Source organism: Streptomyces sp. NPDC001393, from assembly GCF_053597455.1.
In genome coordinates this window covers 206,371-218,805 of the sequence record NZ_JBSFIH010000007.1, presented here as the reverse complement: position 1 = coordinate 218,805, position 12,435 = coordinate 206,371, and the positions used below count along the sequence as shown (strand labels likewise).

Sequence of the window (12,435 nt, the reverse complement as noted above, 5' to 3'; positions counted from 1 at the left end):
ACCAGTGGGATGCTGGAGTTGGCGACCGCGTTCAGCCCTGGGTCAGGCCCGCCACCAGCTCGTCCGCCGCGCGGTACGGGTCCAGCTCACCGGCGACGATCCGCTCCGCGAGCGCGCTGAGGCGGCGGTCGCCGTGGAGGTCGCCGATGCGCTCGCGCAGGGCGGTGACGGCGATGGTCTCCACCTCGCGGGCCGCCCGGGCCCTGCGGCGCTCCGTCAGGACACCGCGCTCCTCCATCCACGCGCGGTGCTTCTCCAGCGCCTCCACGACCTCGTCGACGCCCTCGGCGCGGGCCGCGACCGTCTTGACGATCGGCGGGCGCCAGTCGCCGGGGCCGCGGGACTCGCCGAGGCCCAGCATGTGGTTCAGTTCGCGGGCGGTGGCGTCGGCGCCGTCCCGGTCCGCCTTGTTGACGACGTAGACGTCGCCGATCTCCAGGATGCCCGCCTTCGCCGCCTGGATGCCGTCGCCCATGCCGGGGGCCAGGAGGACCACGCTGGTGTCCGCCTGGGAGGCGATCTCGACCTCCGACTGGCCGACGCCGACCGTCTCCACCAGGATCACGTCGCAGCCCGCCGCGTCCAGCACGCGGATCGCCTGGGGCGCGGCCCAGGCCAGGCCGCCCAGGTGGCCGCGGGTGGCCATGGAGCGGATGTAGACCCCGGGGTCCGAGGCGTGCTCCGACATCCGCACGCGGTCGCCGAGCAGGGCGCCGCCGGAGAAGGGGGACGACGGGTCGACGGCCAGGACGCCGACCCGCCTGCCCTGCTTGCGGTACGCCGTGACGAGCGCGGAGGTCGAGGTCGACTTGCCGACCCCGGGGGAGCCCGTCAGGCCGACCACATACGCGTTGCCGGTCAGCGGGGCCAGCGCGGCCATGACCTCCCTGAGCTGCGGGGACGCCCCCTCCACAAGGGAGATCAGCCGGGCCACGGCCCGCGGCCGGCCTTCCCTGGCCTGGGCCACCAGAGAGGAGACGTCCTGCATCAAACAGCTCCGTTCAGTTCACAGACGTACAGACGCGTGCAACGAGGGTGCTTACGCCTTCGGTACCCGCACGATCAGCGCGTCACCCTGGCCGCCGCCACCGCACAGCGCGGCCGCGCCGACCCCGCCGCCGCGCCGCTTGAGCTCCAGCGCCAGGTGCAGCACGAGCCGGGCGCCGGACATGCCGATCGGGTGGCCCAGGGCGATCGCACCACCGTTCACGTTCACCTTTTCGGTGGACACGCCGAGGTCCTTCATCGACTGCACGGCGACGGCGGCGAAGGCCTCGTTGATCTCGATGAGGTCGAGGTCGGAGACCTCCAGGCCGTCCTTCTTCAGGGCGTGCAGGATGGCGTTGGACGGCTGGGACTGCAGGCTGTTGTCCGGTCCGGCCACATTGCCGTGCGCGCCGATCTCGGCGAGCCAGGTCAGGCCCAGCTCCTCGGCCTTGGCCTTGCTCATCACGACCACGGCGGCCGCGCCGTCCGAGATCTGGGAGCTCGTCCCCGCCGTGATCGTGCCCTCCTTGCTGAAGGCCGGGCGCAGCTTGCCCAGGGACTCCACGGTGGTGTCGCCACGGATGCCCTCGTCCTTGCTGAACAGGACCGGGTCGCCCTTGCGCTGCGGGATCTCCACCGGGGTGATCTCGGCCTCGAACAGGCCGTTCTTCTGCGCGGCGGCGGCCCGCTGGTGGGACAGGGCGGCGATCTCGTCCTGCTCGGCGCGACCGATGCCGAGGCGGGTGTTGTGCTTCTCCGTGGACTCGCCCATGGCGATGCCCTCGAAGGAGTCGGTCAGACCGTCGTACGCCATCGCGTCGAGCATCTGGACCGCGCCGTACTTGAAGCCCTCGCGGGACTTCGGCAGCAGGTGCGGGGCGTTGGTCATGGACTCCTGGCCGCCGGCCACGACGATGTCGAACTCGCCGGCGCGGATCAGCTGGTCGGCCAGCGCGATGGCGTCGAGGCCGGAGAGGCACACCTTGTTGATGGTGAGCGCCGGGACGTTCATCGGGATGCCGGCCTTGACGGCGGCCTGGCGGGCCGGGATCTGGCCGGCGCCGGCCTGGAGCACCTGGCCCATGATCACGTACTGCACCTGGTCGCCGCCGATCCCCGCACGGTCGAGGGCGGCCTTGATCGCGAAGCCGCCGAGGTCGGCTCCGGAGAAGGACTTGAGGGAGCCGAGCAGTCGTCCCATGGGCGTGCGCGCCCCAGCGACGATCACCGAGCTGTTCGTTCCAGAAGGCATGAGCTGCGATCCCCTTACCGGCCTGCCCAGGCCGAGGAGTGAACGAGGGTTTACTTCGAATGTACTGATGGCACTCCGTGCCGTCATCGGCCTGTCAGTGTGATCGCTCGCACGTTGCGTAACCACCGCCGTGGCGCTGCACTGAATCCATGCTGACGCGAATCGACCACATCGGGATCGCCTGCCACGACCTCGACGCCACCGTCGAGTTCTACCGGGCCACCTACGGCTTCGAGGTGTTCCACACCGAGGTCAACGAGGAACAGGGCGTGCGCGAGGCCATGCTCAAGATCAACGAGACCTCGGACGGCGGCGCCTCCTACCTCCAGCTGCTGGAGCCGACCCGCGAGGACTCCGCGGTCGGCAAGTGGCTCGCGAAGAACGGGGAGGGCGTCCACCACATCGCCTTCGGCACCGCGGACGTGGACGGCGACGCCGCGGACATCCGGGACAAGGGCGTACGGGTTCTGTACGACGAGCCGCGGCGCGGCTCCATGGGGTCGCGGATCACCTTCCTGCACCCCAAGGATTGCCATGGCGTGCTCACAGAACTGGTCACTTCGGCCCCCGTTGAGTCCCCTGAGCACTGACCCCCGTACATAAGGGCCGGTAGGGTTGGGGGCGGTCGTCCCTGAAACCGGGGACGACCGATGCCGGGGTCCGGGTTTCGGGGGACGAGCGTCGGGGCAGCAGCCCGTGCTCCGCCGTTGATCTGACACCATTCCCCGGGGGCCCCGTTCGGCGGAGGACGAGGCTCGTTGGAGAAGCTGACCAGGGGACGGATGGGACCGCGCAGTGCGGGGCTACGAGAGCCAGGAGCGAGAGCCGGCGGCTGACGTCGACCACCTCTCTCGGTTCGAGGCCGAGATGAAGCGGCTGAAGACCGAGCGGGAGAAGGCGATCCAGCACGCCGAGGACCTCGGCTACCAGGTCGAGGTGCTGCGCGCCAAGCTGCACGAGGCGCGCCGCACCCTGATGACCCGGCCCGCCTTCGACGGCGGTGACATCGGCTATCAGGCCGAGCAGTTGCTCCGCAATGCCCAGATGCAGGCCGACCAGCTGCGTCAGGACGCCGAGCGGGAGCTGAGTCAGGCCCGCGCGCAGACCCAGCGCATCCTGCAGGAGCACGCCGAGCAGGCCGCCCGGCTCCAGGCCGAACTGCACCAGGAGGCGGTGACCCGGCGCCAGCAGCTCGACCAGGAGCTGGCCGAGCGCCGCGCCACCGTCGAGTCGCACGTCAACGAGAACGTGGCCTGGGCGGAGCAGCTGCGCGCCCGCACCGAACAGCAGGCCCGCCGGCTCATGGACGAGTCCCGCGCCGAGGCCGAGCAGGCACTGGCCGCCGCCCGCGCCGAGGCCGAGCGGCTGACCCGGGAGGCCCGCGAGCGGCTGCAGAGCGACGCGGAGGCGGCCCGTGCGGAGGCCGAGCAGCTTCTGCGCCGCGCCCGCACGGACGCCGAACGCCTGCTGAACGCCGCCTCCCAGCAGGCCCAGGAGGCCACCGACCACGCCGAGCAGCTGCGCACCGACGCGGTCGGCGAGTCGGACTCCGCCCGCCGCCAGGCCGCCGAGCTGAGCCGGGCCGCCGAGGAACGGATGGCGGCGGCCGAGGAGGCGCTGCGCAAGGCGCAGACCGAGGCCGAGAAGCTGGTCACGGAGGCCAAGGAGGCCGCCGCCAAGACCCTCTCCAGCGCCGAGGCCGCGGGCGAGGCACGCACGCGTACGGCGAAGGAGCAGGTCGCCCGGCTGGTCGAGGAGGCCACCAAGGAGGCCGAGACCACCCGGTCCGAGGCCGAGCAGCTGGTCGCGGACGCCCGTGCCGAGGCCGAGAAGATCGTCGCCGAGGCCGCCGAGAAGGCCCGCACGGTCACCGCGGAGGAGAGCGCGACCCAGCTGTCCAAGGCGGCCAGGACCGCCGAGGACGTACTCACCAAGGCGTCCGAGGAGGCCAAGCGGACCACCAGGGCCGCCGCCGAGGAGGCCGAGCGGATCCGCACCGAGGCCGAGGCCGAGGCGGACCGGCTGCGCGCCGAGGCGCACGACATCGCCGAGCAGCTCAAGGGCGCGGCGAAGGACGACACCAAGGAGTACCGCGCCAAGACGGTCGAGCTGCAGGAGGAGGCCCGCCGGCTGCGCGGCGAGGCCGAGCAGCTGCGCGCCGACGCGGTCGCCGAGGGCGAGTCGATCCGCGCGGAGGCCCGCCGGGAGGCGGTCGCGCAGATCGAGGAGGCGGCGAAGTCCGCCGAGGAGCTGCTGGCCAAGGCCAAGGCGGACGCCGACGAGCTGCGGCAGACCGCGACCACCGACAGCGAGAAGGTCCGCACCGAGGCCATCGAGCGGGCCACCAGCCTGCGCCGGCAGGCCGAGGAGACCCTGGACCGGGCCCGCAAGGAGGCCGAGCGGCTGCGCGCCGAGGCCGACGAGCAGGCCGAGTCCGTCAAGGCGGACGCCGAGACCGCGGCGCGCGAGCTGCGCGCGGAGACCGAGCGCGCCGTCGAGGCCCGCCGCGCCGAGGCCGCCGGGGAGCTGACCCGGCTGCAGACCGAGGCGCAGGACCGGCTGGAGTCGGCCGAGCAGGCGCTCACGGACGCCCGTGAAGAGGCCGGCCGGATCCGCCGGGAGGCCGCGGAGGAGAGCGAGCGGCTGCGTGCCGAGGCGGCGGACCGGATCCGCACGCTGCAGCAGCAGGCCGAGGCCGAGGCCGACCGGCTGCGCACCGAGGCCGCGTCCGACGCGTCCGCCTCCCGCGCCGAGGGCGAGGCCGTCGCCGTACGGCTGCGCAGTGAGGCCGCCGCCGAGGCCGAGCGGCTGAAGGCGGAGGCCCAGGACACCGCGGACCGGGTGCGCGCGGAGGCGCAGGCCGCCGCCGAACGGCTCGGCGCCGAGGCGTCCGAGACCCTGGCCGCCGCCCAGGAGGAGGCCGTCCGGCGCCGCCGCGAGGCCGAGGAGACCCTCGGTGCCGCCCGCGAGGAGGCCGAGGAGGAGCGCCGGCGGGCCCGTGAGCAGAGCGAGGAGCTGCTGGCCTCGGCCCGCAGGCGCGTGGAGGAGGCGCAGGCCGAGGCGACCCGGCTGGTCGAGGAGGCCGACCGGCGCGCCACCGAGATGGTGTCCGCCGCCGAGCAGCACGCCCAGCAGGTGCGCGACTCCGTCGCCGGGCTGCACGAGCAGGCGCAGGAGGAGATCACCGGGCTGCGCTCGGCCGCCGAGCACGCGGCGGACCGTACGCGGCGTGAGGCCGAGGAGGAGGCGGACCGGGTCCGCGCCGACGCCTACGCCGAGCGGGAGCGGGCGAGCGAGGACGCGAGCCGCATCCGCCGCGAGGCGAACGAGGCGTCCGAGGCCGCCAAGGCGCTGGCCGAGCGTACGGTCGCGGAGGCGATGGCGGAGGCCGAACGGCTGCGCGCGGACGCCGGCGAGTACGCCCAGCGGGTGCGCACCGAGGCCTCGGACGCGCTCGCCGAGGCCGACCAGGCCGCCGCCCGGACCCGGGCGGACGCCCGCGAGGACGCCAACCGGATCCGCTCCGACGCGGCGACCCAGGCGGACACCCTCATCACCGAGGCCCGCAGCGAGGCGGAGCGCCTGCAGAACGAGACGGTCGCCGAGGCGGACCGGCTGCAGACGGAAACCGTCGCCGAGGCCGAGCGGGTGCGCGCGGAGGCCCTGGCGGCCGCCGAGCAGCTCGTCGGGGACGCCACCGGCGAGGCCGAGCGGCTGCGCGCGGAGGCCGCGGAGGCGGTCGGTTCGGCGCAGGCGCACGCCGAGCGGGTGCGGGCGGAGGCCGAGCAGCTCAGGGCGGACGCGGAGGAGGCGGCCGAACGGTTGGTCAACTCCGCCCGCGCGGAGGCCGAGCGGACCCTGGACGAGGCCCGCAAGGAGGCCAACAAGCGGCGTTCGGAGGCGGCCGAGCAGGTCGACACGCTCATCACCGAGACCACGGCCGAGGTCGACAAGCTGCTCAGTGAGGCGCAGGAGCAGGCGCTGAAGACCACCGCGGACGCCGAGTCGCAGGCCGACACGATGGTCGGCGCGGCCCGCAGCGAGGCCGAGCGGATCGTCTCCGAGGCCACGATCGAGGGCAACTCGCTGGTGGAGAAGGCCCGCACGGACGCCGACGAGCTGCTGGTCGGCGCCCGCCGGGACGCGACCGCGATCCGCGAGCGCGCGGAGGAGCTGCGCGACCGCATCACCACCGAGATCGAGGAGCTGCACGAGCGGGCCCGGCGCGAGGCCGCCGAGACGATGAAGTCCACCGGCGACCGCTGCGACGCCCTCATCAAGGCCGCGGAGGAGCAGCTGGCCAAGGCGGAGGCGAAGGCCAAGGAGCTGGTCTCGGAGGCCAACTCCGAGGCGGGCAAGGTGCGCATCGCCGCGGTCAAGAAGGCGGAGGGGCTGCTCAAGGAGGCCGAGCAGAAGAAGGCCAGCCTCGTCAAGGAGGCCGAGGAGCTCAAGGCCGAGGCGATCCGCGAGGCGCGGCGCACGGTCGAGGAGGGCAAGCGCGAGCTGGAGATCCTGGTGCGCCGACGCGAGGACATCAACGCCGAGATCTCCCGGGTCCAGGACGTCCTGGAGGCGCTGGAGTCCTTCGAGGCGTCGCCAGGCAAGGACGGCTCGGTCAAGGCCGGCGCGACGGTGGGCGCCCCCCGATCGGGTGGCAAGTCGTCAGACGGCTAACCTGAGCGGTGCGTTCCGGTAACGTCTGGGGGCTTTGCCCGAGTCGTTGGCAAGCCGTCCGGCGGTCAGCCACCCAAAAGAGGTGCCATTCTCCAGATCAAAACCGTATCCGCTCGATGACACACCGCTTCGGCCCCTAGGATTCCCCTTATCACCTCACCGGTCTCATTGACAGGAACCCCATGAGCGACACTTCCCCCTACGGCTTCGAGCTTGTGCGGCGTGGGTACGACCGCGCTCAGGTGGACGAACGTATCTCCAAGCTCGTCTCCGACCGTGACAGCGCTCTCGCCCGCATCACCGCCCTGGAGAAGCGCATCGAGGAGCTCCACCTCGAGACGCAGAACGCCCAGGCCCAGGTCACCGACGCCGAGCCGTCGTACGCGGGTCTCGGTGCCCGGGTCGAGAAGATCCTGCGGCTGGCCGAGGAAGAGGCCAAGGAACTGCGTGAGGAGGCCCGGCGGGCGGCCGAGCAGCACCGCGACCTCGCCGAGTCCGCGGCCCAGCAGGTCCGCAACGACGCCGAGTCCTACGCCGCCGAGCGCAAGGCCAAGGCCGAGGACGAGGGCGTCCGGATCGTCGAGAAGGCCAAGGGCGACGCCGCCCAGCTGCGTGCCGAGGCGCAGAAGGACGCGCAGTCCAAGCGCGAGGAGGCGGACGCCCTCTTCGAGGAGACCCGCGCCAAGGCCGCGCAGGCCGCCGCCGACTTCGAGACGAACCTCGCCAAGCGCCGCGAGCAGTCCGAGCGCGACCTGGCCTCCCGTCAGCAGAAGGCCGAGAAGCGGCTGGCGGAGATCGAGCACCGCGCCGAGCAGCTGCGCCTGGAGGCGGAGAAGCTGCGCACCGACGCCGAGCGCCGCGCCCGCCAGACCGTCGAGACGGCTCAGCGCCAGGCCGAGGACATCGTGGCCGACGCCAACGCCAAGGCCGATCGCATCCGCTCGGAATCCGAGCGCGAGCTCGCCGCGCTGACCAACCGCCGCGACAGCATCAACGCCCAGCTGACGAACGTCCGCGAGATGCTGGCGACGCTGACTGGTGCGGCGGTCGCCGCCGCGGGCACGCCGGGCGACGACGAGCCCATCTCCCGCGGGGTGCCGGCGCAGCAGTCCCGGTAACGCTTCCGCCCCCACCCGCTCGACACGTCGAAGCCCCCTCCCGCTCCGGTGGCAGGGGGCTTCGTTACGCAGCGCTCAAGGACCGGGACGCACAGCTTTACTTTCTCTTGGGCGGAACCGTCAGCGCCTCGGTATCCTCCTAACCCTTACGGGGGCGTGGTGCGCCCTGCTGTCCTGAACCTTTCGATGGGTGCGGAGCATGATCGAGGCTGTCGGCCTGACCAAGCGCTACGGCGACAAGACCGCCGTGTACAACCTTTCCTTCCAGGTGCGGCCCGGGGCCGTCACCGGCTTCCTCGGGCCGAACGGCTCGGGCAAGTCGACGACGATGCGGATGATCCTCGGGCTGGACAACCCGACGTCCGGCTCGGTGACGATCGGCGGCTACCCATACCGCAAGCTCCCCAACGCCCCCCGCCAGGTCGGCGCGCTGCTCGACGCCAAGGCCGTGCACGGCGGCCGGAGTGCCCGCAACCATCTGCTGAGCCTCGCCCAGCTGTCGGGCATCCCGGCCCGGCGCGTGGACGAGGTGCTCGGGGTGGTCGGCCTGCAGGACGTGGCAGGCAAGCGCTCCAAGGGCTTCTCGCTCGGCATGGGCCAGCGCCTCGGCATCGCGGCCGCGCTGCTCGGCGACCCGCAGGTGCTGCTGTTCGACGAGCCGGTCAACGGCCTCGACCCGGAGGGCATCCTCTGGGTCCGCAATCTGATGAAGTCCCTGGCCGCCGAGGGCCGTACGGTCTTCGTCTCCTCGCACCTGATGAGCGAGATGGCGCTGACCGCCGACCATCTGATCGTCATCGGTCGCGGCCAGCTGCTCGCCGACATGAGCGTGAAGGACTTCATCTCGGCCAACTCCGCCGACTTCGCCCGGGTGCGCACCCCGGACAGCGAGCCCCAGCTGCGCGAGAAGCTCGGCACCACGCTCACCGAGGCGGGCGGCCATGTGCTGCCGGAGCAGGACGGCGCGCTGCGCGTGACCGGGCTGCCGCTGCCCCGGATCAGCGACCTCGCGCACGAGGCGGGCGTGCGGCTGTGGGAGCTCTCGCCGCACCAGGCCTCGCTGGAGGAGGCGTACATGCGGATGACGCAGGGCGCGGTCGACTACCGGTCGACCATCGACCAGAAGGCGGGCCTGCAGCAGCCGCTGCCGCCGGGTGCGCAGCCGCCGATGCCGGTGCCCGGCCAGGGCCAGCCCGGCTGGTACGCCCCGCCGCCGCCTCAGCAGGGCGGCCAGCCGTTCGCCATGCCGCAGGCGCCCGCGGGCCCGTACGGCGGCCCGCAGGCGCCCGGTTACGGCGCTCCCGCCGCTCCGGGCGCTCCCGCAGGCCCGGGCGCAGGCGCCCCCAACCCCTATGCCCAGCCGTCCCCGCAGACCCCCCAGGCACAGCCGGCCGCTCCGGCCCCGCAGGCCCAGCCGCCGGCCCCGGCCGCCGCGGCACCGCCCGCGCCGCAGCAGGCGCCCGCCGCCGCTCCGCCCGCCCCGGCCACCGCCCCCGCCGACCTGACCAAGCCCGAGGACGCCCGATGAGCACCCACCAGCCCCCGATGCCGCAGGCCCCGGCCGCCGCGCCCGACTGGCAGGCGGCGCCCGGCGGGTCGTACCCCGGTTACACCTCGCCGATCCCGGTCGTGCGCACCCACCTCGGGCACGCGCTCGCCTCCGAGTGGACCAAGATCAAGTCGGTGCGGTCGACGATGTGGACGCTCGGTGTCTTCATCGTCCTCGTCCTCGTCATCGGACTGATGGCCGGCTCGGTGGTCAGTTCCCACTCCGGGTCGGAGAGCCTGTCGGACCAGAACCCGCTCCAGTTCGGGTTCTTCGGCCTGCTCCTCGGCAGCATGTGCATCATCACGCTCGGCGTGCTGACCACGGCCTCGGAGTACGGCACCGGCATGGTCCGTACGACGATGACCGCGTGCCCGAGCCGAGGCCGGGTGCTGGCGGCGAAGTCGATCGTGTTCTTCGCCGTCGCCTTCGTCGTCACCCTGGCCACGTCCGGCCTCATGGCCATGATCCACGCGTCCATGCTGAAGGGCGTCGGCGGCGCCCGCACCCCCTCCGCCGGCGACTGGCTCAAGGCCACCGTCGGCATCAGCCTCTACCTCGCGCTGCTCGGGCTGTTCTCGCTGCTCATCGGCTCGATCATCCGGCACTCCGCGGGCGCCATCACCATCATGATCGGCGCCGTGCTGGCCCCGCTGGTGATCGCACTGTTCATGGCCTCGCAGTCGCTGGCCAAGGTGCGGCAGTGGCTGCTGGAGTACTCCATCCCGAGCCAGATGAGCTGCTTCTACGACAACTCCCTGAGCAGCTCCGGCCCCACCGGCTGGGACCCGCTGTGGATCATGCTGGGCCTGTCGGCAGCCGCCTTCGCCGGCGCCTACGCACTGCTGGAGAAGCGGGACGTGTAGCCCTAGGCCCTGTCGTCACATTCCCGCCTGCCCCGCGATGTCATGCACGCTCCCCCACTGCCTCAAGGGCGTGGGAGGTGCCCCCACTCGCCGCACCGGGCCCGGGCCCAAGTACATCCAGTACGAGGGCCAGGCCCCGACACTCCCCCAGCCTTCGGCCGGGGGGACCCCCAGAGCACGCACCTACGGCATACATGAGCCTCCCCCACGCTCGAACAGGCTCGCGCGGGGGCACCCCCGTCGCGGCGGGCGCAGGGCCCGCCCTCCGGGCGGACGGCGGGAATGTGACGACAGGACCTAGAACCTCGGCGCGTTGCGGGACCGCTGCACCCGGGTGGTGCGGCGGTCCTTCGCGTTCCAGCAGGCCTTGTGCCAGTGGCGGCGGTCGTCCACGCCCGCGTACTCCGGCCAGGCCACCACGTGCGGCACCCCGGAGGGGATCATCTGGTCGCAGCCCGGGCAGCGGTAGGTCTTGCCCTCGGCGCTCGCCCCGGCGACATGGCGCACGCTCCACTCCTCACCCTGCCAGCTCTCGGTCGACTGCCAGCCGCCGTACCGGCCGGCGGGGTCGTCCTCGGCGCTCCGGCCCGACGATCCGGCTGCCTTCGGTCGGTTGCGACGCGGGGACACGGGACACCTCTCGGGGCTATACAGGAAGCACGGCTGTCTCCAGCCTACGCGCCGCCAAGTGGGGTACGTGTACGGAACCAACCGGCACAAGTCCCCCTCCGGGGCGACCCATTCTGCAGACAATCCGCAAATCTCTCCGCCGGGCCGTGTCCTGGGCACGTGTCAGACGGTTATGCCGGGTGGGGGAGCTCCGGGTCGGAGCCAAGGAAGCAGGAAATGCGATGTACGTAGGAAGTTTTGTGCTGGGCGCCCAGTTCCCGGGCCAGGGTCCCGGGGAGGCCCTGCACCGGGCGGTCCGCTCGGCGGAGGTCGCCGAGGAGGCCGGTCTGGACGCCGTGTGGCTGGCCGAGCACCACTTCGTGCCGTACGGCACGTGCCCGTCCGCCGTCACCCTGGCCGCGCTGCTGCTCGGCCGCACCCGCCGCATCCGGGTGGGCACGGCGGTCAGCGTACTGCCCACGGCCCACCCGGTCGCCCTCGGCGAGCAGGCCGCGCTGCTGCACCTGACGAGCGGCGGACGGTTCAGCCTGGGTGTCGGGCGCGGCGGGCCCTGGGTGGACCTGGAGGTGTTCGGCGCGGGCCTGGAGGCGTACGAACACGGGTTCCCGGAGTCACTCGATCTGCTGCTGCGCTGGCTGCGCGAGCCGCGGGTCGAAGCGGACGGGGAGCGGTTCCGGTTCCGCGAGGTGCCGGTCGTACCGCGCCCGTCGGAGGCGCTCACGGAGAGCCCCGGACCGGAGGTCGTCCTCGCGTGCACCTCGCCGGCGAGCGTGAGGCTGGCTGCCGAGCGCGGGCTGCCGATGCTGCTCGGCATGCACGTCGGGGACGAGGAGAAGGCCGAGATGGTGGCCCTGTGGCGGCGCTGTGCCCGCGCGGCGGGCCGGCCGGGCGAGGAGATCGAGGGCGCCGCGCATGTCTCGGCCGGGGTGTGCCAGCTCGCCGACCGGCGCACGGACGCGGCGGAGATGCTCCTGAAGGCCATGCCGGGCTGGCTGAAGCAGGGGCTGGAGGCGCATGTGACGGTCGACGGCCGGGAGCGCGCGATGCGCGACCCCTACGCCTACACCGAACTGCTCTGCGGACTGCACCCGGTCGGCACCCCGCGGCTGGCCGCCGACCGGCTCGCGGCCACCTCGGAGCGCACCGGCATCTCCCGCTTCGCCCTCCTCATGGAAGGCTCGGGCGATCTCACCGCGACGGAGGAGAACCTGCGGCGCCTCGGCGCCGAGGTGCTGCCCCAGTTGCGCTGACCCCCGCAACTCACCCGGCCGGCATGAGGGCTTGCCGCCCCAGCACTGAATGCACCTCCCCCGGGTGGAGCGGCAAGCAAGCGGCTCACAGTCGGCCGTACCGGGCTGCCCC

At 72.9% G+C, this 12,435-nt stretch carries 9 protein-coding genes; 6 read left to right on the top strand and 3 right to left on the bottom strand.

All coding sequences use genetic code 11. The annotated features are described in order from the left end of the window. Nucleotides 1-31 precede the first annotated feature (31 nt). Nucleotides 32-988: a methylmalonyl Co-A mutase-associated GTPase MeaB gene (meaB, locus tag ACWC2T_RS11695; RefSeq protein WP_450670178.1), complete on the bottom strand. Its 957-nt coding sequence runs from the start codon at nt 986-988 to the stop codon at nt 32-34. 51 nt (nt 989-1,039) lie between these two features. Then, nucleotides 1,040-2,239, bottom strand: coding sequence for an acetyl-CoA C-acetyltransferase (locus tag ACWC2T_RS11690; protein ID WP_450670177.1), 1,200 nt, complete (start codon nt 2,237-2,239; stop codon nt 1,040-1,042). A 149-nt stretch (nt 2,240-2,388) separates the two neighbouring features. On the opposite strand from ACWC2T_RS11690, the gene mce reads away from it, so the two are divergent. From mce to ACWC2T_RS11665, 5 genes are all read left to right on the top strand, one after another. Beyond that, a complete protein-coding gene (mce, locus tag ACWC2T_RS11685) occupies nt 2,389-2,829 on the top strand; it encodes a methylmalonyl-CoA epimerase (RefSeq protein ID WP_055704832.1) in 441 nt (146 codons plus the stop codon). A 205-nt stretch (nt 2,830-3,034) separates the two neighbouring features. Then, entirely contained in the window at nt 3,035-6,913 is a 3,879-nt protein-coding gene (gene scy, locus ACWC2T_RS11680; protein ID WP_450670176.1) for a polarized growth protein Scy, read from the top strand. A 182-nt stretch (nt 6,914-7,095) separates the two neighbouring features. Continuing rightward, nucleotides 7,096-8,031 carry a coiled-coil domain-containing protein gene (locus ACWC2T_RS11675; RefSeq protein ID WP_055704834.1) on the top strand — a complete coding sequence of 312 codons (936 nt, stop codon included), beginning with the start codon at nt 7,096-7,098 and terminating at the stop codon, nt 8,029-8,031. A gap of 199 nt (nt 8,032-8,230) precedes the next feature. After that, the gene (locus tag ACWC2T_RS11670) at nt 8,231-9,559 is read left to right on the top strand and encodes an ABC transporter ATP-binding protein (protein WP_450670175.1); all 1,329 of its coding nucleotides are present in this window, start codon (nt 8,231-8,233) and stop codon (nt 9,557-9,559) included. Next, nucleotides 9,556-10,443, top strand: coding sequence for an ABC transporter permease (locus ACWC2T_RS11665; RefSeq protein WP_450670174.1), 888 nt, complete (start codon nt 9,556-9,558; stop codon nt 10,441-10,443). The genes ACWC2T_RS11670 and ACWC2T_RS11665 overlap by 4 nt, the downstream gene beginning before the upstream one ends. Nucleotides 10,444-10,740: 297 nt before the next feature. Here ACWC2T_RS11665 and ACWC2T_RS11660 read toward each other — a convergent pair whose 3' ends face one another. Beyond that, nucleotides 10,741-11,073, bottom strand: a complete 333-nt coding sequence (locus tag ACWC2T_RS11660; RefSeq protein WP_450670173.1) for an ATP/GTP-binding protein — start codon at nt 11,071-11,073, stop codon at nt 10,741-10,743. A gap of 221 nt (nt 11,074-11,294) precedes the next feature. Between ACWC2T_RS11660 and ACWC2T_RS11655 the strand changes: the two genes are divergently transcribed. After that, entirely contained in the window at nt 11,295-12,323 is a 1,029-nt protein-coding gene (locus ACWC2T_RS11655) for an LLM class flavin-dependent oxidoreductase (RefSeq protein ID WP_450670172.1), read from the top strand. Nucleotides 12,324-12,435: the final 112 nt, after the last annotated feature.

What these genes read in the sequence shown, in the direction of transcription:
- meaB (WP_450670178.1), bottom strand. Translation starts at nt 988, where the DNA reads ATGCAGGACGTCTCCTCTCTGGTGGCCCAGGCCAGGGAAGGCCGGCCG.
- ACWC2T_RS11690 (WP_450670177.1), bottom strand. Translation starts at nt 2,239, where the DNA reads ATGCCTTCTGGAACGAACAGCTCGGTGATCGTCGCTGGGGCGCGCACG.
- mce (WP_055704832.1), top strand. Translation starts at nt 2,389, where the DNA reads ATGCTGACGCGAATCGACCACATCGGGATCGCCTGCCACGACCTCGAC.
- ACWC2T_RS11675 (WP_055704834.1), top strand. Translation starts at nt 7,096, where the DNA reads ATGAGCGACACTTCCCCCTACGGCTTCGAGCTTGTGCGGCGTGGGTAC.
- ACWC2T_RS11670 (WP_450670175.1), top strand. Translation starts at nt 8,231, where the DNA reads ATGATCGAGGCTGTCGGCCTGACCAAGCGCTACGGCGACAAGACCGCC.
- ACWC2T_RS11665 (WP_450670174.1), top strand. Translation starts at nt 9,556, where the DNA reads ATGAGCACCCACCAGCCCCCGATGCCGCAGGCCCCGGCCGCCGCGCCC.
- ACWC2T_RS11655 (WP_450670172.1), top strand. Translation starts at nt 11,295, where the DNA reads ATGTACGTAGGAAGTTTTGTGCTGGGCGCCCAGTTCCCGGGCCAGGGT.